Source organism: Pseudomonas sp. Pc102, assembly GCF_018408275.1.
In the GTDB taxonomy this organism is placed as follows: Bacteria; Pseudomonadota; Gammaproteobacteria; order Pseudomonadales; family Pseudomonadaceae; genus Metapseudomonas; species Metapseudomonas tohonis.
Window position 1 is genome coordinate 1,277,364 of record NZ_AP021905.1, and the last position, 21,066, is coordinate 1,298,429.

General features: G+C 63.6%; 22 protein-coding genes and 1 other RNA gene. 15 read left to right on the top strand and 8 right to left on the bottom strand.

What is annotated here, in order from left to right; genetic code table 11:
• On the top strand, nucleotides 1-1,899 hold the full coding sequence (gene cysN / locus PHLH3_RS06050; protein WP_213628569.1) for a sulfate adenylyltransferase subunit CysN: 1,899 nt from the start codon (nucleotides 1-3) through the stop codon (nucleotides 1,897-1,899).
• A gap of 173 nt (nucleotides 1,900-2,072) precedes the next feature.
• Here the strand turns inward: cysN and PHLH3_RS06055 are convergent, their stop codons facing one another.
• The gene (locus PHLH3_RS06055; protein WP_111262483.1) at nucleotides 2,073-2,513 is read right to left on the bottom strand and encodes a DUF1043 family protein; all 441 of its coding nucleotides are present in this window, start codon (nucleotides 2,511-2,513) and stop codon (nucleotides 2,073-2,075) included.
• Between the two features lie 126 nt (nucleotides 2,514-2,639).
• Between PHLH3_RS06055 and PHLH3_RS06060 the strand changes: the two genes are divergently transcribed.
• The 3 genes from PHLH3_RS06060 to zapE all read left to right on the top strand — a co-directional run bounded on the left by PHLH3_RS06060 (nucleotide 2,640) and on the right by zapE (nucleotide 5,836).
• Nucleotides 2,640-3,269, top strand: coding sequence for an alpha/beta fold hydrolase (locus tag PHLH3_RS06060; RefSeq protein WP_213628570.1), 630 nt, complete (start codon nucleotides 2,640-2,642; stop codon nucleotides 3,267-3,269).
• Nucleotides 3,270-3,299: 30 nt separating this feature from the next.
• Nucleotides 3,300-4,646, top strand: a complete 1,347-nt coding sequence (locus tag PHLH3_RS06065) for a tryptophan--tRNA ligase (RefSeq protein ID WP_213628571.1) — start codon at nucleotides 3,300-3,302, stop codon at nucleotides 4,644-4,646.
• A gap of 95 nt (nucleotides 4,647-4,741) precedes the next feature.
• Nucleotides 4,742-5,836, top strand: a complete 1,095-nt coding sequence (zapE, locus tag PHLH3_RS06070) for a cell division protein ZapE (RefSeq protein ID WP_213628572.1) — start codon at nucleotides 4,742-4,744, stop codon at nucleotides 5,834-5,836.
• Nucleotides 5,837-5,947: 111 nt separating this feature from the next.
• On the opposite strand, the gene PHLH3_RS06075 is transcribed toward zapE, so the two are convergent.
• Both PHLH3_RS06075 and PHLH3_RS06080 read right to left on the bottom strand, forming a co-directional pair.
• Complete coding sequence (locus tag PHLH3_RS06075) at nucleotides 5,948-6,910, bottom strand: hypothetical protein (protein ID WP_213628573.1); 963 nt, start codon at nucleotides 6,908-6,910, stop codon at nucleotides 5,948-5,950.
• 133 nt (nucleotides 6,911-7,043) lie between these two features.
• Nucleotides 7,044-7,943 carry a GlxA family transcriptional regulator gene (locus PHLH3_RS06080; RefSeq protein WP_178082980.1) on the bottom strand — a complete coding sequence of 300 codons (900 nt, stop codon included), beginning with the start codon at nucleotides 7,941-7,943 and terminating at the stop codon, nucleotides 7,044-7,046.
• A gap of 247 nt (nucleotides 7,944-8,190) precedes the next feature.
• Between PHLH3_RS06080 and PHLH3_RS06085 the strand changes: the two genes are divergently transcribed.
• Nucleotides 8,191-9,327 (top strand): acyl-CoA dehydrogenase family protein, encoded by a 1,137-nt coding sequence (locus PHLH3_RS06085; protein WP_173173167.1) that lies wholly within the window; start codon nucleotides 8,191-8,193, stop codon nucleotides 9,325-9,327.
• Between the two features lie 85 nt (nucleotides 9,328-9,412).
• On the top strand, nucleotides 9,413-10,120 hold the full coding sequence (gene nfi / locus PHLH3_RS06090; protein WP_213628574.1) for a deoxyribonuclease V: 708 nt from the start codon (nucleotides 9,413-9,415) through the stop codon (nucleotides 10,118-10,120).
• Nucleotide 10,121: 1 nt separating this feature from the next.
• On the opposite strand, the gene PHLH3_RS06095 is transcribed toward nfi, so the two are convergent.
• Nucleotides 10,122-11,159, bottom strand: coding sequence for an NADP(H)-dependent aldo-keto reductase (locus tag PHLH3_RS06095; protein WP_213628575.1), 1,038 nt, complete (start codon nucleotides 11,157-11,159; stop codon nucleotides 10,122-10,124).
• Nucleotides 11,160-11,432: 273 nt separating this feature from the next.
• Between PHLH3_RS06095 and rplM the strand changes: the two genes are divergently transcribed.
• From rplM to PHLH3_RS06130, 7 genes are all read left to right on the top strand, one after another.
• Entirely contained in the window at nucleotides 11,433-11,861 is a 429-nt protein-coding gene (gene rplM, locus PHLH3_RS06100) for a 50S ribosomal protein L13 (RefSeq protein WP_021217864.1), read from the top strand.
• A gap of 14 nt (nucleotides 11,862-11,875) precedes the next feature.
• Nucleotides 11,876-12,268, top strand: a complete 393-nt coding sequence (rpsI, locus tag PHLH3_RS06105; protein WP_111262474.1) for a 30S ribosomal protein S9 — start codon at nucleotides 11,876-11,878, stop codon at nucleotides 12,266-12,268.
• A gap of 251 nt (nucleotides 12,269-12,519) precedes the next feature.
• On the top strand, nucleotides 12,520-13,113 hold the full coding sequence (gene petA / locus PHLH3_RS06110) for a ubiquinol-cytochrome c reductase iron-sulfur subunit (protein ID WP_111262473.1): 594 nt from the start codon (nucleotides 12,520-12,522) through the stop codon (nucleotides 13,111-13,113).
• Nucleotides 13,113-14,324: a cytochrome bc complex cytochrome b subunit gene (locus tag PHLH3_RS06115; protein ID WP_173173161.1), complete on the top strand. Its 1,212-nt coding sequence runs from the start codon at nucleotides 13,113-13,115 to the stop codon at nucleotides 14,322-14,324. The genes petA and PHLH3_RS06115 overlap by 1 nt, the downstream gene beginning before the upstream one ends.
• The gene (locus PHLH3_RS06120; protein WP_111262471.1) at nucleotides 14,324-15,106 is read left to right on the top strand and encodes a cytochrome c1; all 783 of its coding nucleotides are present in this window, start codon (nucleotides 14,324-14,326) and stop codon (nucleotides 15,104-15,106) included. The genes PHLH3_RS06115 and PHLH3_RS06120 overlap by 1 nt, the downstream gene beginning before the upstream one ends.
• 88 nt (nucleotides 15,107-15,194) lie before the next feature.
• Nucleotides 15,195-15,812: a glutathione S-transferase N-terminal domain-containing protein gene (locus tag PHLH3_RS06125; RefSeq protein ID WP_111262470.1), complete on the top strand. Its 618-nt coding sequence runs from the start codon at nucleotides 15,195-15,197 to the stop codon at nucleotides 15,810-15,812.
• Nucleotides 15,813-15,825: 13 nt separating this feature from the next.
• Nucleotides 15,826-16,248: a ClpXP protease specificity-enhancing factor gene (locus PHLH3_RS06130; protein WP_173173159.1), complete on the top strand. Its 423-nt coding sequence runs from the start codon at nucleotides 15,826-15,828 to the stop codon at nucleotides 16,246-16,248.
• Nucleotides 16,249-16,296: 48 nt separating this feature from the next.
• Here the strand turns inward: PHLH3_RS06130 and PHLH3_RS06135 are convergent, their stop codons facing one another.
• Genes PHLH3_RS06135 through PHLH3_RS06150 form a run of 4 tightly spaced genes read right to left on the bottom strand, consistent with a single transcriptional unit; the run spans nucleotide 16,297 to nucleotide 19,622 of the window.
• Nucleotides 16,297-16,827: a BON domain-containing protein gene (locus PHLH3_RS06135; RefSeq protein WP_111262468.1), complete on the bottom strand. Its 531-nt coding sequence runs from the start codon at nucleotides 16,825-16,827 to the stop codon at nucleotides 16,297-16,299.
• Nucleotides 16,824-17,417 (bottom strand): phosphoheptose isomerase, encoded by a 594-nt coding sequence (locus PHLH3_RS06140; RefSeq protein WP_111262467.1) that lies wholly within the window; start codon nucleotides 17,415-17,417, stop codon nucleotides 16,824-16,826. The genes PHLH3_RS06135 and PHLH3_RS06140 overlap by 4 nt, the downstream gene beginning before the upstream one ends.
• A gap of 28 nt (nucleotides 17,418-17,445) precedes the next feature.
• Entirely contained in the window at nucleotides 17,446-17,814 is a 369-nt protein-coding gene (locus PHLH3_RS06145) for a YraN family protein (RefSeq protein WP_173173154.1), read from the bottom strand.
• Complete coding sequence (locus PHLH3_RS06150; RefSeq protein WP_213628576.1) at nucleotides 17,811-19,622, bottom strand: penicillin-binding protein activator; 1,812 nt, start codon at nucleotides 19,620-19,622, stop codon at nucleotides 17,811-17,813. Before PHLH3_RS06150 ends, PHLH3_RS06145 begins: the two co-directional genes overlap by 4 nt.
• Nucleotides 19,623-19,774: 152 nt before the next feature.
• Here PHLH3_RS06150 and rsmI point away from each other — a divergent pair, with 152 nt between their 5' ends.
• Together rsmI and rnpB are read left to right on the top strand one after the other, a co-directional pair.
• The gene (gene rsmI, locus PHLH3_RS06155; RefSeq protein WP_213630429.1) at nucleotides 19,775-20,617 is read left to right on the top strand and encodes a 16S rRNA (cytidine(1402)-2'-O)-methyltransferase; all 843 of its coding nucleotides are present in this window, start codon (nucleotides 19,775-19,777) and stop codon (nucleotides 20,615-20,617) included.
• A gap of 40 nt (nucleotides 20,618-20,657) precedes the next feature.
• Nucleotides 20,658-21,015, top strand: an RNA gene (gene rnpB, locus PHLH3_RS06160) — RNase P RNA component class A.
• Nucleotides 21,016-21,066 lie beyond the last annotated feature (51 nt).

Sequence of the window (21,066 nt, forward strand, 5' to 3'; positions counted from 1 at the left end):
ATGAGCCATCAATCCGATCTGATCAGCCAGGACATCCTCGCGTACCTGGCCCAGCACGAGCGCAAGGAACTCCTGCGCTTCCTCACCTGCGGCAACGTCGACGACGGCAAGAGCACCCTGATCGGGCGCCTGCTGCACGACTCCAAGATGATCTACGAAGACCATCTGGAAGCCATCACCCGCGATTCCAAGAAGGTCGGCACCACGGGTGACGAAGTGGACCTGGCGCTGCTGGTGGATGGCCTGCAGGCCGAGCGCGAGCAGGGCATCACCATCGATGTCGCCTACCGCTACTTCTCCACCGCCAAGCGCAAGTTCATCATCGCCGACACCCCCGGCCATGAGCAGTACACGCGCAACATGGCCACCGGCGCGTCCACCTGCGACCTGGCGATCATCCTGGTCGATGCCCGCTACGGCGTGCAGACCCAGACCCGCCGCCACAGCTATATCGCGTCCTTGCTGGGCATCAAGCACATCGTCGTCGCCATCAACAAGATGGACCTGAAGGACTTCGACCAGGGCGTGTTCGAGTCGATCAAGGCCGACTACCTGCAGTTCGCCGAGCGCATCAAGCTCAACCCGACCTCCATCCACTTCGTGCCGATGTCGGCGCTGAAGGGCGACAACGTGGTGAACAAGAGCGAGCGTTCGCCCTGGTACACCGGCCAGTCGCTGATGGAAATCCTCGAAACCGTCGAGGTTTCCGGTGATCGCAACTTCGACGACATGCGCTTCCCGGTGCAGTACGTCAACCGCCCCAACCTGAACTTCCGCGGCTTCGCCGGCACCCTGGCCAGCGGCATCGTGCACAAGGGCGACGAGGTCGTCGTGCTGCCCTCGGGCAAGGGCAGCAAGATCAAGTCCATCGTCACCTTCGAAGGCGAGCTGGAGCAGGCCGGCCCCGGCCAGGCCATCACGCTGACCCTGGAAGACGAGATCGACGTATCCCGTGGCGACATGCTGGTGCATGCCGACAACCGTCCGCAGGTCACCGACGGCTTCGAGGCCATGTTGGTGTGGATGTCCGAGGAGCCGATGCTCCCGGGCAAGAAGTACGACATCAAGCGCGCCACCAGCTATGTGCCGGGCTCCATCGCCAGCATCACCCACAAGGTGGACGTGAATACCCTGGAAGAGGGGGCCGCCAGCGACCTGCAACTGAACGAGATCGCCAAGGTCAAGGTCAGCCTGGATGCGCCCATCGCCCTCGACGGCTATGAGCGCAATCGCACCACCGGCGCTTTCATCGTCATCGACCGCCTCACCAACGGCACCGTCGGCGCCGGCATGATCATCGCCGCGCCGGTTGCTGCCGGTGGCCAGGGCATTCATGGCGAGTCTGCCCACGTTTCCACCGAGGAGCGTGCCGCGCGCTTCGGCCAGAAACCGGCCACCGTGCTGTTCAGCGGCCTCTCCGGCGCCGGCAAGAGCACCCTGGCCTATGCCGTCGAGCGCAAGCTGTTCGACATGGGCCGCGCGGTCTACGTCCTCGATGGCCAGAATCTGCGTCACGACCTGAACAAGGGCCTGCCGCAGGATCGCGCCGGGCGCACCGAGAATTGGCGCCGTGCCGCCCATGTGGCGCGCCAGTTCAACGAAGCCGGCCTGCTGACCCTGGCCGCCTTCGTCGCGCCGGACGCCGAGGGACGTGAACAGGCCAAGGTGCTGATCGGCAGCGATCGCCTGATCACCGTATACGTCCAGGCCTCCCCGCAGGTCTGCCGCGAGCGTGACCCGCAAGGGCTCTACGCGGCCGACCAGGACAACATCCCGGGCGAGTCCTTCCCCTACGACGTGCCGCTGAATGCCGACCTGGTGATCGATACCCAGAGCCAGTCGGTGGAAGAGGGCGTCAAGGCGGTACTCGACCTGCTGCGCAGTCGCGGCGCGATCTGATCGCACCGCAATGAGAAAGCCCCGCTGATGCGGGGCTTTTTCTTTGCGCCATCCAGGGCCGCAATTTCCGCCCAGGTGGCTCGGATGTGCCCGGACTTCAGTCCGGGGAAACGGGCTGGTGCTGAAATGAAGAAGCCCCGCCGGGGCGGGGCTTCTTTCGACGCATCCAGGGATCAGTACTTGCCCTTGAGGCCGAAGTTCTCATCCAGGGTGCCCGGGCCATCCGGCGACTTGGGCGCGTAGTCCTTGGGCGCCTCGTGGCTGCGCGGCGGGGTCAGGCGTTCGCGCGGGCCGGGGGCGTCGTCCGTGTGCAGGGCGGCGAGCAGGCGCTGGCGGGTCAGTTCGTCCAGGGCCAGGCGGCTGGCGCCATCGGACAGGTGTTCCTGCACTTCCTGGTAGCTCTGGGTGAGTTTCTTCACCAGGCTGGCGGTGGTGTTGAAGTGGGTGACCACTTCACTCTGATAGGTATCGAAGCGTGCCTGCAGGTCATCCAGTTGCCGCTGCGTGCGGTTCGGCGCGGTGCCGGGCAGCAGTCGGGCGACCAGAAAACCGATGCCGATACCGGCGAGCAGAGCGAGTGCTGGCAACAACCAGGCCGTGAGCGACTGTTCCACGAGTCCTTCCTCTATAAGCAGCTTTGCATTACGTTAACGGCTCGAATCCGCGCTGTATACCGCGACGCAAGCCCTGTGGTGCTTAACCAAGACGAGTCGACCCGGTCCGGGGTCACGGAGTTCCCGTTGTCCAATCGTGAAAATCCCATTCTGCTCCAGGGGCCAAGTGGCCAGCTGGAAGCGCTTCATCTCGACCTGCCCGATGCCAAGGGGCTGGCGCTGATCTGCCACCCGAACCCGATCCAGGGCGGGACCATGCTCAACAAGGTCGTCTCCACCCTGCAGCGCACCGCCCGCGATGCCGGCTACAGCACCCTGCGCTTCAATTACCGCGGCGTCGGCGCCAGCGCCGGCAGCCATGACATGAACACCGGTGAGGTGGATGACGCCGAAGCGGCCGCCCACTGGTTCCGCGCCCAGCGTCCGGAACTGGCGCTGACGCTGTTCGGTTTTTCCTTCGGCGGTTTCGTCGCGGCGAGCCTGGCCGGCCGCCTGGAACGGCAGGGCATCGACGTGCCCCGGTTGTTCATGGTGGCGCCAGCGGTGAAGCGCCTGACCGTCGAGACGCCGCTGCCCGCGCATGGCGAGCTGACGGTGATCCAGCCGGACACCGACGAGGTCGTCGAGCCGCAGGCGGTGTATGACTGGTCTGCATCCCTGCAACGCTCCCATGAGCTGCTGAAAGTGGCAGAATGCGGGCACTTCTTTCATGGCAAGCTGACCGATCTGAAGGATCTGGTCCTGCCGCGCCTCTGACCCCGACAGCCGTCCGACAAGCGATCCCCCATGACCACTCGTATCCTCACCGGCATCACCACCACCGGTACCCCGCACCTCGGCAACTACGCCGGCGCCATCCGTCCTGCCATCGTCGCCAGCCGTGATGCCGACGTCGATTCCTTCTACTTCCTGGCCGACTACCACGCGCTGATCAAGTGCGACGACCCGGCGCGTATCCAGCGCTCGCGCCTGGAGATCGCCGCCACCTGGCTGGCCTGCGGCCTGGACACCGACAAGGCGACCTTCTACCGCCAGTCGGACATTCCCGAGATCCCCGAGCTCACCTGGCTGCTCACCTGCGTCGCGGCCAAGGGCCTGCTCAACCGCGCACACGCCTACAAGGCGTCGGTGGACAAGAACGTGGAGAACGGCGAGGACCCGGATGCCGGTGTCACAATGGGCCTGTACAGCTACCCGGTGCTGATGGCGGCGGACATCCTCATGTTCAACGCCCACAAGGTGCCGGTCGGCCGTGACCAGATCCAGCACGTGGAAATGGCCCGCGACATCGGCCAGCGCTTCAACCACCTGTTCGGCGCCGGGCGCGAGCTCTTCACCCTGCCGGAGGCGGTGATCGAGGAAGAGGTGGCGACCCTGCCGGGCCTGGACGGTCGCAAGATGTCCAAGAGCTACGACAACACCATCCCGCTGTTCGGCAGCGCCAAGCAGCTGAAGGACGCCATCGCCCGCATCGTCACCGACTCGCGCGCCCCCGGCGAGCCAAAGGACCCGGACAGCTCCCACCTGTACACCCTCTACCAGGCCTTCTCCACGCCGGCCCAGCTGGCGGCCTTCCGTGCCGAGCTGCTCGATGGCCTGGCCTGGGGCGAAGCCAAGCAGCGTCTGTTCCAGCTGCTGGACAACGAGCTGGGTGAAGCCCGCGAGCGTTATCACACGCTTATCGAGCGCCCGGCCGATCTGGAAGACATCCTCCTTGCCGGTGCAGCCAAGGCCCGCAAGACCGCGACGCCCTTCCTCAACGAGCTGCGCGAGGCGGTCGGTTTGCGCTCCTTCCGCAGCAACGTGCAGAGCGCCGATGCCGGCAAGAAGAAAGCGGCCAAGAGTGCACGCTTCGTCAGCTTCCGCGAAGACGACGGCAGCTTCCGCTTCCGCCTGCTGGCTGCCGATGGCGAGCAGTTGCTGCTGTCCCGGACCTTCGCCGATGGCAAGTCCTCGGGCCTGGTGACCAAGCGCCTGCAGGACGGCAGCGTCCTGGATATCCGCGCCGAAGGCTCCAGCTACGGCCTGTGGCTCGATGGCGAGGTTGTGGGGCAGGGCGGCGAGTTCGCTGATTCCGATGCCCGTGACGCCGCCGTGCAGCGTTTGCGCGAGGCCCTTGCTCCCCAGGAGTAAGGCGCTTTCTTACGGCCGGCGTAGCTGGCCGATTGCCAAGAAACGGGGCCGTCGCTAAAGTGACGACCCCGTTTTTCGTTGCCTTGCTACCGATCATGACCCCCCTCGAGCGTTACCAGGCCGATCTCAAGCGGCCGGACTTCTTCCACGACGCCGCGCAGGAAACTGCCGTCCGCCATCTGCAGCGCCTGTACGACGACCTGATCGCCGACAGCCAGAGCAAGCCCGGCCTGTTTGGCAGCCTGTTCGCCAAGAAGCGCCAGGGGCCGGTCAAGGGCCTGTACTTCTGGGGCGGCGTAGGGCGCGGCAAGACCTACCTGGTCGACACCTTCTTCGATGCCCTGCCGTTCAAGGAGAAGATGCGCACCCACTTCCACCGCTTCATGAAGCGCGTGCACGAAGAGATGCGTACTCTCAAGGGCGAGAAGAACCCGCTGACCATCATCGGCAAGCGCTTCGCCGACGAGGCCCGGGTGATCTGCTTCGACGAGTTCTTCGTCTCCGACATCACCGACGCGATGATCCTCGCCACCTTGCTGGATGAGCTGTTCAAGAACGGCGTGAGCCTGGTGGCGACCTCCAACATCGTCCCGGATGGCCTGTACAAGGACGGCCTGCAGCGCGCTCGCTTCCTGCCGGCCATCGCCTTGCTCAAGCAGCACACCGACATCGTCAACGTCGACAGTGGCGTGGACTACCGGTTGCGCGCCCTCGAGCAGGCCGAACTGTTCCACTGGCCTCTGGGCGACGAGGCCGAGGCCAGCCTGAAGAAGAGCTTCAGGAGCCTGCTGCCCGACTGCACCCAGGCCCAGGAGAACGAGGCGCTGATGATCGAGAACCGCGAGATCCGTGCGATCCGCGTGTGCGAGGACGTCGCCTGGTTCGAGTTCCGCGAGCTTTGCGATGGCCCGCGCAGCCAGAACGACTACATCGAGCTGGGCAAGATCTTCCACGCGGTGATCCTGGCCAACGTCGAGCAGATGGGCGTGGCCAAGGACGACATGGCGAGGCGCTTCATCAACCTGGTGGATGAATTCTACGACCGCAACGTCAAGCTCATCATCTCCGCCGAAGTGGAGCTGAAGGACCTGTACACCGGTGGTCGCCTGACCTTCGAGTTCCAGCGCACCCTCAGCCGATTGCTGGAGATGCAGTCCCACGAATTCCTCTCGCGGCCGCATAAGCCTTGAGGGCATAAGCGGCAAGCCGCAAGTTTCAAGCCTCAAGAAAAAGTGCGGACCGATTCAACCGGTCCGCACCCTGTCTTGCAGCTTGCAGCTTGCAGCTTGCAGCTTGCTGCTTTAGCGCTGCGCCACTTCCTTCTCAAACTGCTTCAGCAGTTGCTGTGCATGGGCCACTTCCAGGGCTTCCATGGCGTTGATCGGCTTGATCGCCACGGCTTTCTTCAGGTGCTCCATGACCTTCTGCTCTTCGTCGTCGCCGTAGACGTAGACGAGTGCATTGGCGTACTCGTAGTGGCCGATCGGCAGGTCATCCCTGGCGCTGAAGGAGCGGGTGAAGTACTGCTCCATCTTGTCCGAGCTGACCCCATAGGTCATTTTCCCGACCAGTTTGCCGACCTTGCGGATCACGCCGGCTTCGTAGCCGCCGTAGAGCGCGAGGGCGAAGGGCTGGCGCGGCTGCTTCTGCAGCAGGGCGTCCAGTTCCTCGGGGATCTGGCTGGTGTAGCCGCGCTTGAGTACCACCGGTACCGACAGCTCTTCACCCAGGCGGGCCTTGGCGTAGACGCGGCCGAACTGGGCCACGGTATCGGCCTGTACCAGTTCGCCGGCCTCGTCGGTGTACTTGATCACTTCCTCCAGCAGGCGGTGCTTCTCCTCCTGGTTGGGGGCGAGGAACATCGCGTAGATCACCTGCGCGAACATCGCCGGTACCTGGCCGCCGACGCCCAGCGCCAGGCCCTGCTTCTTGGCTTCGGCGAAATCGCCCTTGAACATCAGGCGCCACACATCCTGCAGCCTGGCGGCATAGGCCTCGGCTTCCTCGGGCTTGCCGGTGAAGCCGGTGTTGCCGGTCACGGTCATTTCCAGCGCCTTGGGGTTCTGGGTGGCCATGGTCACCACCCAGTCGGCATCCGGGAAGGGGTAGTCAGGGCCGAAGCCACGGGTCAGCTGGGGCCAGGCCTGGCGCAGCTTGTCGCCGGAGTAGTCGTAGGCGGCCTGGTCGTAGGGGAAGGGTTTCCAGTCGTCTGCGACGGCTGTGAAGCTGGCGGCAGCCAGCAGGGCAAGCAGGTAACGGCGCATGGTTGAGTACCTTTTATTGTTGTTCTTCATCCGCCGTACCGCTGACGGAAAAGGTTCGGACACCCCTCTGGGGACCATGCCCGGATCATAATTCGCTGCCGCCACCGGCCAACCCATCCTTGGGATGGCCGCCTCAGTCGCCCTTGTGCTGGAACTGCCTGCGGTACTGGTTGGGGGAGAGATTGGTGTGCTGGCGAAACAGTCGGGCGAAGAAGCTGGCGTCGTCGTAACCCACTTCGTAGCTGATGGTCTTGATGCTCTTGCGGGTCGCCGAAAGGAGGCCCTTGGCTGTTTCGATGCGTAACCGTTGCAGGTAGTGCAGGGGTTTGTCGCCGGTGGCGGCCTGGAAGCGCCGCATGAAGTTGCGGATGCTCATGCCGTGGTCGCGGGCGACGTCCTCGAAGCGGAACTTGTCGGCGAAGTGCTCCTCGAGCCAGTGCTGGATCTGCAGGATGGTCACGTCCTGGTGCAGCTTCTGCCCGCCGAAGCCGATGCGCCCGGGGGCGTAGCTGCGCTGCACTTCGTAGAGGATGTCGCGGGAGACGGCCTGGGCGATGCTGGCGCCGCAGAAGCGTTCGATCAGGTAGATGTACAGGTCGCAGGCGGAGGTGACGCCGCCGGCGCAGTAGAGGTTGTCGGCATCCGACAGGTGCTTTTCCTGGTTGAGCAGCACCTTGGGGAAGCGTTCGCCGAACTCGCGGAAGAAGCGCCAGTAGGTGGTCGCTTCCTTGCCATCGAGCAGCCCGGCCTGGGCCATCCAGAACACGCCGGTGGCCTCGCCGCAGATGGAACTGCCGGCGGCATGGCGCTCGCGCAGCCATTGCAGGACCTGCGGGTGGCGCTCGCAGAGGGCGTCGAAGTCGTCCCAGAAGGCTGGAAGGATGATGATGTCGGCCTCGTCCAGCGCACCGTCGACCGGCATGATCACGTCGCTGAAGCTGCGCACGGGCAGGCCGTCCGGGCTGACCAGGTGGATCTCGAACGCGGGCTTGAGGCCGAGGCCCTGGAGCTTGCTGTAGCGGAGGCTGGCCATGTGGAAGAAATCCTTGGCCTGCATCAGGGTGGAAGCGAAGACACCTTCGGTGGCGAGGATGCTCACCCGCCTTAGGATGGGGGACTGCTGGTTGGTCATGGTCTTGTTCTTATAAGGGGAAAGCGGTCATTAGCCGGCTGGATCGTCTTATTTTTTGTCGCAACTGTCCAGTGTGCGTCTGGTGCGACTGTCCTACAGTCTCTGGCCTTCCAACTTCGAACCCAGACGCATCCGCCAAGGTGACCGCATGATCCCCAGAACCCTGTTCAGCTCCGATCACGAACTCTTCCGCGACAGCGTGCGCAAGTTCCTCGAACAGGAGGCGGTGCCCTTCCATCACCAGTGGGAGAAGGACGGTTACATCGACCGCGCGTTGTGGAACAAGGCGGGGGAGGCCGGGATGCTCTGCTCGCACATCCCCGAGGAGTACGGCGGCATGGGCGCCGACTTCCTCTACAGCACGGTGGTGATCGAGGAGATCGGTCGCTTGGGTCTGACCGGTATCGGCTTCTCGCTGCATTCGGACATCGTCGCACCCTATGTCCTCCACTACGGCTCCGAGGCGCTGAAGCAGAAGTACCTGCCGCGCATGGTGACCGGCGAGCTGGTCACCGCCATCGCCATGACCGAGCCTGGCGCGGGCTCGGACCTGCAGGGCGTGAAGACAACTGCGGTGCTGGACGGCGACGAATACGTGATCAACGGCTCCAAGACCTTCATCACCAATGGCTACCTGGCCGACCTGGTGATCGTGGTCGCCAAGACCGATCCCAAGGCCGGCGCGAAGGGCACCAGCCTGTTCCTGGTTGAGGCGGGCACGCCGGGCTTCTCCAAGGGCAAGCGCCTGGAGAAGGTGGGCATGAAGGCCCAGGACACTTCCGAGCTGTTCTTCCAGGACGTGCGCGTACCCAAGGAGAACCTGCTGGGCCAGGCCGGCATGGGCTTCGCCTACCTGATGCAGGAACTGCCCCAGGAGCGCCTGACCGTCGGTATCGGCGCGCTGGCCTCGGCCGAGGCGGCGCTGAAGTGGACCCTCGACTACACCCGCGATCGCAAGGCCTTCGGCAAGGCCATCGCCGAGTTCCAGAACACCCGCTTCAAGCTCGCGGAGATGGCGACCGAGATCCAGGTAGGCCGCGTGTTCGTCGACCGCTGCCTGGAGCTGCACCTGCAGCGCAAGCTGGATGTGCCCACTGCGGCGATGCTCAAGTACTGGGGCACCGACCTGCAATGCAAGGTGCTGGACGAATGCGTCCAGCTGCACGGCGGTTACGGCTTCATGTGGGAGTACCCAGTGGCGCGCGCCTGGGCCGATGCCCGTGTGCAGCGCATCTATGCGGGCACCAACGAGATCATGAAAGAGATCATCGCGCGCTCGCTGTAAGTCCCCTGGTCCGCCGCCGGGCTACGCGGCGGACCCTTCCTGCGGGCTCCGGGTCTACCTTATGTCGTTCTTTCGGAGCCTGCCCATGAGTTCTTCCCCCTTCGATGACTGGGACGGCAGCGTCCGCCACGCCAAGCGCCTGCAGGGCGATCTGGCAGCGCGGGTGCTGCTGGTCGACGATTTCTCGCCGCTGAAGGTGGTGGCGGGCTTCGATGTCGGCTTCGAGGAGGGTGGCCAGATCACCCGGGCCGCCGCCGTGTTGCTGGATGCCGATGGCTACCGCCTGCTGGGCCAGGTGGTGGCGCGGGTGCCGACGTCCATGCCCTACGTGCCGGGGCTGTTGTCCTTCCGTGAGCTGCCTGCTCTGCTGGAGGCGCTGGCCGGGCTGCCGCAGCGGCCGGACCTGGTGTTCTGCGACGGGCAGGGCATCGCCCATCCGCGCCGACTCGGCATCGCTTCGCACCTGGGCGTGGTCACCGGGCTGCCGACCATCGGGGTCGCGAAGAAGGTGCTGGTGGGGCATCACGAGGAGCCGGGACTCATGCGTGGCGATCATGTGCCGCTGGAGCACGACGGCGAGCAGATCGGCTGGATGCTGCGCAGTCGCGATCGGGTCGCGCCGCTGGTGGTTTCGCCGGGGCATCGTGTATCCATGCGCAGCGCACTGGAGCTGGTGCTGCGCAGTTGCTGCGGCTATCGGCTGCCTGAGCCGACCCGGCTGGCGGATCGGCTGGCCTCCCGGCGGGGCGACATGCCGATTGCACGGGATGTCGCGCCGGGTCTGTTCGACTAGGTCAGGGGGCGGGGTTGGGCTGGCTCCGATGGATCTCGGCGATGCCTTCAAGTACCGCACCTGGCAGCGTCAGCTGGCTGCTGGCGAGGTTGCTCTCCAGTTGCTCCAGGGTGGTGGCGCCAATGATGTTGCTGGTGACGAAAGGCTGCGCGGTGACGAAGGCCAGGGCCATCTGTGCAGGGTCCAGGCCATGTTCGTGGGCCAGCGCCACGTAGCGCGAGCAGGCGGCCTGGGCCTGCGGGTTGGTGTAGCGGGCGAAGCGGCTGAACAGGCTGATGCGGGCGTTGGCCGGGCGCGCGCCGTTCTCGTACTTGCCGGAGAGCATGCCGAACGCCAGCGGTGAATAGGCCAGCAGGCCGCAGCGCTCGCGGATCGCCACTTCCGCCAGGCCCACTTCGAAACTGCGGTTGAGCAGGTTGTAGGGGTTCTGGATGGAGGCGGCGCGGGGCAGGCCAAGCTGATCGGCCAGTTGCAGGAACTTCATCGTGCCCCAGGGCGTTTCGTTGGACAGGCCGACATGGCGGATCTTGCCGGCCTTCACCTGTTCGGCGAGGACTTCGAGGGTTTCCTGGAGCGGGGTGAAGTCTTCGTCGCGGTGCTGGTAGCCCAGCTGGCCGAAGAAGTTGGTGCTGCGCTCTGGCCAGTGCAACTGGTAGAGGTCGATCCAGTCGGTCTGCAGGCGCTTGAGGCTGGCATCCAGTGCCGCGGTGATGTGCTGGCGGTTGTGCTTGAGGTTGCCGTCGCGGATATGGGTGATGCCGTTGCCCGGCCCGGCCACCTTGCTGGCGAGCACCCAGTCGGCGCGGTCCCTGTTCCTGGCGAACCAGTTGCCGATGATGGTTTCGGTCGCAGCGTAGGTTTCCGCGCGGGGCGGGACCGGGTACATCTCGGCGGTGTCCAGGAAGTTGATGCCGTAGGATTTGGCACGCTCGATCTGCGAGAATGCTTCTGCCTCGGTGTTCTGTTCGCCCCAGGTCATGGTGCCCAGGCACAGGCTGCTGACCTTGATATCGGTGTTGCCGAGTTGGCGGAATTCCATGCAGCGCTCCTCTGGTGGCAAAGATAGCTATCAAATCAGGTTGAAATTTTCCACGCAATCGGCATAATTCCGCGGCTTTCTTTGCGGGGATGCCTAGCTCGCGAAGAAGGAAGGTGGGGATGCCTAGCCCGCCGAAACCCCCATGCCGTGTGCGGACGCGCTGACCCGAGCCCCCGATAGCGTCTGTTTCCGGCTGCCCTGTGTTGCCAGGGCGAGCACTATTCAGTAAGATCCGCCGTCTTATTTTCAGGGCGGCCCCTGAGGCTATAGCGAATGAAGACTTTTACTGCAAAACCGGAAACTGTTAAGCGCGACTGGTATGTCGTCGACGCTGCCGGTCAGACCCTGGGTCGTCTGGCCACCGAAATTGCTAGCCGCCTGCGCGGCAAGCACAAGCCGGAATACACCCCGCACGTTGACACCGGCGACTACATCGTCGTGATCAACGCCGAGCAGGTACGTGTGACCGGTGCCAAGACTACCGACAAAATGTACTACTCGCACTCCGGCTTCCCGGGCGGCATCAAGGAAATCAACTTCGAGAAGCTGATTGCCAAGGCCCCTGAGCGCGTGATCGAGACCGCGGTCAAAGGCATGCTGCCGAAGAACCCGCTGGGTCGCGACATGTATCGCAAGCTGAAGGTGTACAAGGGTTCTGCTCACCCGCACACCGCTCAGCAGCCCCAAGAACTGAAGATTTAACGGGATAGTTCATTATGTCGGCGACTCAAAACTACGGCACTGGCCGTCGTAAGACTGCAACCGCACGCGTATTCCTGCGTCCGGGTACTGGCAAGATTTCCATCAACAACCGCAGCCTGGATCAGTTCTTCGGCCGCGAAACCGCTCGCATGGTCGTGCGTCAGCCGCTGGAGCTGACCGAGACCGTCGAGAAGTTCGACATCTACGTCACCGTCCTCGGTGGTGGTGTCAGCGGTCAGGCTGGTGCGATCCGTCACGGTATCACCCGTGCCCTGATCAGCTACGACGAAGCCCTGCGCAGCCCGCTGCGCAAGGCCGGCTACGTGACTCGCGATGCCCGCGAAGTCGAGCGTAAGAAGGTCGGTCTGCGTAAAGCGCGTAAGCGTCCGCAGTACTCCAAGCGTTAATACGACGCTTCGAAAAACGCCCAGGCCCTTGTGGATCTGGGCGTTTTTTTATGCCCGCGAAAACGCCCTGCGACAGCTTGTCGCACGCGCGTAACCCTTATCTCTCAAGGCTTTCAGCAGTTTTGTATCCGGCTATTACCTTGTCAGGAGAGGGGGTTTTCTTTACCATTTGGCGAATTTTTTGCGCGGCTCGATTTTTACTTAGTAGAGGCCTGAACAACAGGCCACAAAAGCTGATGGGAGACGACTGAATGAGCAATGACGGCGTGAATGCAGGCCGGCGTCGCTTCCTCGTAGCAGCCACATCCGTGGTGGGTGCTGCAGGAGCGGTGGGTGCTGCGATCCCGTTCGTGGGGTCATGGCAGCCCAGTGCGAAGGCCAAGGCCGCAGGGGCACCGGTGAAGGTGAATATCAGCAAGATCGAAGCAGGTCAGCAGATGATTGCTGAATGGCGCGGTCAGCCGGTATTCATCGTTCGCCGTACCGAGGAGATCCTCGGCAACCTGGGCAAGATCGACGAGCGCATGGCTGACCCGAAGTCCGAAGCATCCGTGCAGCCGACCTATGTCGATCCGCATAACCGCTCGATCAAGCCGGAGATCCTGGTTCTGGTCGGTCTCTGCACCCACCTCGGCTGCTCGCCCTCCTTCCGTCCGGAAGTTGCGCCTGCCGACCTGGGCGCCGAGTGGGTGGGTGGCTATTTCTGCCCCTGCCACGGTTCGCGCTACGACCTCGCTGGCCGTGTCTACAAGGCGCAGCCCGCACCCTTGAACCTGCCGGTGCCGCCCCACTCCTACGAGTCGGATGATGTCATCGTCATCGGTGTGGACCAGGAGAAGGCCTAATGAGCAAATTCATGGAATGGATCGATGCGCGCTTCCCCGCGACCAAGATGTGGGAAGACCATCTGAGCAAGTACTACGCTCCGAAGAACTTCAACTTTTTCTATTTCTTCGGCTCCCTGGCCCTGCTGGTCCTGGTGAACCAGATTCTCACCGGCATCTGGCTGACCATGAGCTTCACGCCGTCCGCGGAAGAAGCCTTCGCCTCCGTCGAGTACATTATGCGCGACGTCGAGTACGGGGCGATCATTCGCTACCTGCACTCCACCGGCGCCTCGGCGTTCTTCATCGTGGTCTACATGCACATGTTCCGCGGCCTGCTCTACGGCTCCTACCAGAAGCCGCGCGAGCTGGTTTGGATCTTCGGCATGCTGATCTACCTCGCTCTGATGGCCGAGGCCTTCATGGGCTACCTGCTGCCCTGGGGCCAGATGTCCTACTGGGGTGCCCAGGTGATCATCTCGCTGTTCGGTGCCATCCCCGTCATCGGTGGTGACCTGACCCAGTGGATCCGCGGTGACTACCTGATCTCCGGCATCACCCTGAACCGCTTCTTCGCGCTGCACGTGATCGCCCTGCCGATCGTGATCCTCGGCCTGGTCGTGCTGCACATCCTGGCCCTGCACGAAGTGGGTTCGAACAACCCCGATGGCGTGGACATCAAGAAGAAGAAGGACGAGAACGGCATTCCGCTCGACGGCATCGCCTTCCACCCCTACTACACCGTGAAAGACATCGTTGGTGTGGTGGTCTTCCTCTTCGTGTTCTGCTTCGTGGTGTTCTTCTTCCCGGAGATGGGCGGCTACTTCCTCGAGAAGCCGAACTTCGAACAGGCGAACCCGTTCAAGACCCCTGAGCACATCGCGCCGGTGTGGTACTTCACCCCGTTCTACGCGATTCTCCGCGCGGTTCCGGACAAGCTGATGGGCGTCATCGCCATGGGCGCCGCCATTGCCGTGCTCTTCGTCCTGCCGTGGCTGGATCGCAGCCCCGTCAAGTCGATGCGCTACAAGGGCTGGCTGAGCAAGATCTGGCTGCTGGTCTTCTGCGTGTCCTTCGTCATCCTCGGCGTGCTGGGTGTTCTTGCGCCGACCCCGGGCCGTACGCTGCTGTCGCAGGTGTGCACCATCCTGTACTTCGCGTACTTCATCCTGATGCCCTTCTACACCAGGATGGAAAAAACCAAACCGGTTCCGGAAAGGGTGACAGGCTGATGAAAAAGCTATTCGCTGCATTTGTTATCGCTGCACTGCCGGCCTTGACCTTCGCCGCCGGTGGCCATGATGTAGAACTGGATCATGTCGATATCGACCTGACCGACAAGGCTGCACTGCAGGACGGCGCTCGTACCTTCGCCAACTACTGCATGGGCTGCCACAGTGCCAAGTTCCAGCGCTATGAGCGCGTGGCCAAGGACCTGGGCATTCCCGAAGAGCTGATGCTGGAAAACCTGGTGTTCACCGGTGCCAAGATCGGCGACCACATGCAGATCGGCATGAAGCCGAGCGATGCCAAGACCTGGTTCGGCGCCGCGCCGCCGGACCTGACCCTGGTCGCCCGTGTTCGTGGTACCGATTGGCTGTACAGCTACCTGCGCAACTTCTACGAAGATCCGGCGCGTCCCTGGGGCGTGAACAACAAGATCTTCCCGAACGTCGGCATGCCCAACGTGCTGGTCGGCCTGCAGGGTCGCCAGGTCGTGGGTTGCAAGCAGGTCCAGGCTGTCGAGGAAGGCAAGAAGCAGTACGATCCGCTGACGGGCGCTCCCATCACCCATGAAGCGTGCGACCAGCTGACCATCGTGCCGAAGACCGGCAAGCTGAGCGAAGCCGAGTTCGACCAGAAGGTGCAGAATCTTGTGACCTTCCTGGCCTACTCCGCTGACCCGAACAAGCTGCACATGCAGCGCATCGGCACCTACGTTCTGCTGTACCTGGCCTTCTTCTTCGTGTTCGCCTACCTGCTCAAGCGCGAATACTGGAAAGACGTGCACTGATAGCTGGCTCCATCGTTGTATACTCGCGCGCCCTTAATGGGCGCGCGCGTTTTTCTACTACTGCATAACTTCAAGCGAGGAGGGCGCCATGGCCGTGACCAACAGGTTGGCCTGTTACTCCGACCCCGCAGACCACTATTCCCATCGTGTACGCATCGTGCTCGCCGAGAAGGGTGTCGCTGCGGACATCATCGATGTCGAGCCGGGGCGCTGTCCGCCCAGGCTGGCCGAGGTCAACCCCTACGGCAGTGTGCCGACCCTGGTTGATCGTGACCTGGCGCTCTATGAGCCCACCGTGGTCATGGAATACCTCGAGGAACGCTATCCGCACCCGCCGCTCATGCCGGTCTATCCGGTTGCGCGGGGCAACACCCGTCTCCTCATGCACCGCGTTCAGCGTGATTGGTGCAGCCTGGTGGACCAGATTCTCGACTCCCGGGTGAAGGAGGCTGCCAAGGCCGTCGCTCGCAAGGAGCTGCGCGAGAGTCTCACCGGTGTATCGCCACTGTTCGCCGACAAGCCATTTTTCCTGAGCGAAGACCTCAGTCTTGTAGACTGCTGTCTGCTGCCGATCCTCTGGCGCCTGCCGGTGCTGGGAATCGAGTTGCCTCGCCCTGCCAAGCCGCTGCTGGACTACATGGAGCGCCTGTTCGTACGCGACGGCTTCCAGGCCAGTCTGTCAGCCGTCGAGCGCGACATGCGCTGATGAGGAGCACCTGATGAACTCCAGTCGTCCCTACCTTGTCCGTGCGCTCTACGAGTGGATAGTCGACAACAATTGCACCCCGCACCTGCTGGTCAATGCGGAGCATGCCGGTGTTCAGGTGCCGGCCGGTTATGCCAACGATGGCCAGATCGTGCTCAACGTTTCTCCCAGTGCCGTGCGTCACCTGCACATGGATAACGAGGCGGTGAGCTTCGAGGGGCGTTTTGGGGGCGTCGCCCACACCCTCTACATTCCTGCGCCGGCGATCATGGCCATCTATGCGCGGGAGAACGGGCAGGGCATGGTCTTCGATCTGGAGCCGCCGGTGGTAGACGACGAGGACCTGGGGCCCGAGGATGATGGCCCTTCCGGCGGCGATCCGTCCGGAGGCTCGCCGCGACCCAGCGGGCGCCCCAGCCTCAAGGTGGTCAAGTAATAAAAAAGGCGATCCGGTTGGATCGCCTTTTTTGTGTCCGCAGTTCGGTCAGTTGGTGTACTCGAACAGCTTGACGATGCGCTGTACGCCGGAGACGCCCTGGACCACGCTGGTGGCCTTGGCTGCTTCCTGGCGGGTCACCAGGCCGAGCAGGTAGACGATGCCGTTCTCGGTCACGACTTTGATCTGCGAGCTGGGAATCTGGCTGTCGGCCAGTAGCTGGGTGGTGATCTTGGTGGTGATGGTGCTGTCGTTCATGCGGGCCAGGGTCGAGGAGTTCTGCCCGACATGCAGTTCGTTGTGCACCTTCTTCACGCCCTGTGCGGTACGCGCGGCCTGTTCGGCCTGGGCCTTGAGGTTGTCGTTGGGGGTCTGTCCGGCCAGCAGCACGACGCCGTTGTAGCTGGTCACGACGATGTGCGAATTGGTCTTGAGATCAGGGTTCGCCGCTTCGATCTTGGCCCGCACCTTGGAGGGCGTGGACTGGTCGTCGATGGTCTTGCCGATGGTACGGCCACCGCAGCCACCCAGAACCAGGGTGACGGCGAGGCAGGCGAGGATCAGGGGGGAACGCGTCATTCTTCACTCCCAAACAGTTGACGATCGATCAGGTCACAAAGGCAATGGATGGCCAGCAGATGAACTTCCTGGATACGCGCCGTGGACTTGGCGGGTACGCGGATCTCGACATCTTCGGGCAGCAGCAGCGAGGCCATGCCGCCGCCGTCGCGGCCGGTCAGGGCTACGACAATCATTTCGCGGTCATGTGCGGCCTGGATGGCCTGGATGATGTTCGCGGAGTTCCCGCTGGTTGAGATCGCCAGCAGGATGTCGCCGGGTTGGCCCAGGGCGCGGATCTGCTTGGAGAAGATCTCGTTGTAGCTGTAGTCGTTGGCGATGGAGGTGATGGTCGAGCTGTCGGTGGTCAGCGCCAGCGCGGGCAGGCTGGGGCGTTCGCGCTCGAAGCGATTGAGCAGCTCCGAGGAGAAGTGCTGGGCGTCGCCGGCGGAGCCGCCATTGCCACACGAGAGTATCTTGCCCTCGTTGAGCAGCGCGTTGACCATCACCATGCTCGCATGCTCGATGTGCGGAGCGAGCATTTCCATGGCGAGCAGCTTGGTGTCGATGCTGGCCTGGAAGAGCTGGCGGATTCGGGGTTGCATGTCCATCGGGTTGACCTTAAGTGGGAGCGACTGCTCAGGTATCAAAGGCGTTCTGCAGCCATGTCAGTCGCGGGGGTGAGTCGCCATCCATCGAGTTGATGGCGACCACGTCAAATCGGCACGGGTATCGAGACCAGCGGGATTCCTTCTGGAGGAAGTGCTGGGCTGCGGTGATCAGCTTGGCGCGCTTGCGCGCATCGACGCTCTCCAGGGCGCCGCCCCAGGCGGCATGCCGTCGGTAGCGTACTTCGACGAATACTACTGTATCGCCGTCCAGCATGACCAGATCGAGCTCGCCTCGCGGGCACCGCCAGTTGCTGGCCAGCAGGCGCAAGCCATGACCTTCGAGGTGGGTGCGGGCAAGGGCTTCTGCCGCTTGCCCGCTGCTCTGTCGCTGGTTCAAGAATCGCTGTCGGGGAGGCGCTGCACCTGGCCGTCGCGGAATTCGGCCCAGGGCAGTTGGCGCTCGATGCGTTGAGCGGGGTTCAGGCTCAGGCTGCCGGAGAGGCCGTCGACACGACTTTCCGGCAGGGCCTTGAGCTGGTTGAGGCGTGGGGCGAGGCGATAGGCGTCCACGCCCATGGCGTAGAGGCGGCCCAGGCTGCCCCCGGCTTGCGGCCACTGGCGATCGACCTGCTGGCGCAGCGGGTCGTTGCTGTTCAGCAGCCAGGGGGTTTCGCAGAAGCGGATGCCGTTCAGGTCCAGGTACTGGGCCTGGTCGTTGCTGCCGGTGTACAGGTGGGAGGTGGCATACACGGGCACGTCGCCAGCGTATTGGAAGGCCAGGGTGGGTTTGATCTGCTGGGCCTGCTGCGGAGTGGCGGCGAGGAAGATGAAGTCGACATCCTGGCGGCGCGAGGGTTGAGCGGCGACCTGCGTACCGAGGGTGCTCTGCAGGCGCTTGGCGCGCGATTCGCTCTGGCGCAGTTGGAACAGATCGGCGATCTGCTGGGCCAGTTCCACCGGCTGATCGACGTGCTCTGCGGCGATCAGGCTGCCGCCGGCCTGTTCCCAGTTCTGGCGGAATGCATTGAGTACGCGGTCGCCCCATTCGCCACGCGGCACCAGTGCCACGGCGCGACGCATGCCGTCGCCCCAGGCGCGGCGGGCCACTTCACGGGCTTCGTCCTCGGCGGCGAGACCGAACTGGAACAACTGGGCGGGGCCTTCCTGGCCGGCGTCGCTGTAGTTGAGGGCAAGGGTGGTGATGGGCAGTTGCTCGCGGTCGCTCATCTGCTTGACCAGCGGTTTCTCCAGCGGCCCGACCACGAGTTGTACGCCGTCGGCCTGTGCCTGGCGGTAGAAGTCATCTAGGGAGCTGAGGTGCGAGCTGTCGTAGAGCTGGATGGCCGGCGGGTTCTGGCCGGCCTGCTGAGCCTGGTAGTGAGCGGCGAGGAAGCCGTCTCGAAGGGCGCGGGCCACCGAGGCGAGCGGGCCTTCCTGGGGCAGCAGCAGGGCGATCTTGGTCAGGGGCTGGTTGGCCAGTTCCTTCAGTTTGAGAAGGGGGGCAGGGAGCTGCTCGGCAGCTGGGTGTTGCGGATTCTGGGTGCGCCAGGTTTCGATGGCCGCCTGTTGTTGCTCCAGGGTGCCGGCGCTCTTGGTCACGCGGGCCAGTTCCATCCAGCCGGCGAGATCGGCGTCGCCGCCGGCCTGCAGCTGGTCGGCTGGCAGGTTGGACACCAGGGCCCAGATCGCTTCGTGGTTGGTCTTCTCGGCTTCGCCGTTGAGCAGCGGGGCGATGAATACGCGCTCACGTGCGGCGGCGAGGTTCTGGCCGTCGGCCTCCAGGGCGCGGGCGCGGACCAATTGGGTGCGGACCTGCTGTTCCACCGGCAGCTCGGCCAGTCGCTCCAGGCTCGGATGGCTCAGGGCCTTGAGGGCGCTCTTGGGCTGGTTGCGTGCCATGGCGAGTTCGGCCGCCAGGGTGCTGGCGTACACCTGCTGGGCGGGCTTGAGGCCGTCCAGCGGAACCTGTTCGAGAATGCGGGCCGAGCGGCCTATATCCTGCTGCTTGTACGCCATATCGGCGGCGGCAAGGCGCAGGAGGGCAGCCTGCTCCGGCTTGCTGTCGTTCGCTTGCTGGAGCATCTGCTCGATGCTGGCCTGGGGCGTGCGGGGCAGTTCGCCGAGAGTTGAGGTGGGCGAACTGCCACAGGCGGCCAGCAGGCCGACGAGGCAGAGTGCGGAAAGCGGGCGCAGGCAAGCGATCATTTAACGATCCCGGTACTCGATCAAAGAAGCGTCGGATTGTACCCAAGGCCCGCCCGGGGTGCGATGTTGGAGGTCAGAAACGGGCTACAATGCGCGCCTTTAAGTGAATTCCGAGGTGTCTTGTGACCGTTTCCCCAGGCTCTGTTGCCACCTTGGGCAAGCTTTACGTGGTGGCCACGCCCATCGGGAATCTCGATGACATCAGTGCTCGTGCGCTGCGAGTGCTGCGCGAGGTGTCCCTCATCGCCGCCGAGGACACCCGCCACTCCGTGCGCCTGCTTCAGCACTTCGGCATCGATACGCCGTTGGCGGCCTGTCATGATCACAACGAGCGCGAGGAGGGCGGCCGTTTTCTGGCTCGCCTGCAGGCTGGCGAGGATGTCGCGTTGATTTCCGACGCTGGTACCCCGCTGATATCCGATCCTGGCTATCACCTGGTGCGGCGGGTTCGGGCGGCCGGCATCGCCGTGGTGCCTGTGCCGGGGCCCAGCGCCCTGATCGCGGCGCTTTCTGCGGCGGGTCTCCCCTCGGATCGCTTCATATTCGAGGGCTTTCTGCCCGCCAAGACGGCCGGCCGTCGCTCGCGCCTGGAGTCGGTAAAGGAGGAGCCGCGCACCCTCATCTTCTACGAGGCTCCGCATCGGATACTCGAATGCCTGGAGGATATGGTTTCGATCTTCGGAGGAGAGCGTCAGGCGGTGCTTGCGCGCGAGTTGACCAAGACGTTCGAAACGCTGAAGGGCAGTCCGCTGGCCGCGCTGCGCGATTGGGTTGCGAGTGATAGCAATCAGCAGCGGGGTGAGTGTGTGCTGCTGGTGGCTGGCTGGCAGGCGCCCGAGGGCGAAGATGCGATCAGTGGTGAAGCGTTGCGTGTACTCGATCTGCTGCTTGCCGAACTGCCCCTGAAGCGAGCGGCGGCGCTGGCTGCGGAAATAACCGGGGTGCGCAAGAACCTGCTCTACCAGGCTGCGCTGGAGCGCCAGGGCGATTCTTGAGCTTGTTCTTCTGCTGGCCTGCCGCTACCCTTGGCGGCGGAGAGTCGATCGGACAGTCGCTGTCTCATTTCGTTCGCGATTTTGAGAGGGAGGAAAGTCCGGGCTCCGCAGGGCAGAGTGCCAGGTAACGCCTGGGAGGCGAAAGCCTACGGAAAGTGCCACAGAAAATAACCGCCTAAGCGCGCAAGCGCCGGTAAGGGTGAAAAGGTGCGGTAAGAGCGCACCGCGCGACTGGCAACAGTTCGTGGCTAGGTAAACCCCACTCGGAGCAAGACCAAATAGGAATCCTTGGCGTGGCCCGCGTCGGATTCGGGTAGGTTGCTAAAGGCTGTCAGTGATGGCAGCCGTAGATGAATGACTGTCCACGACAGAACCCGGCTTACAGATCGACTCTCCACTTTTCCCCACTTCTGCTTTATTTGCTCCACGTCTGAAATACCGAAAAAATC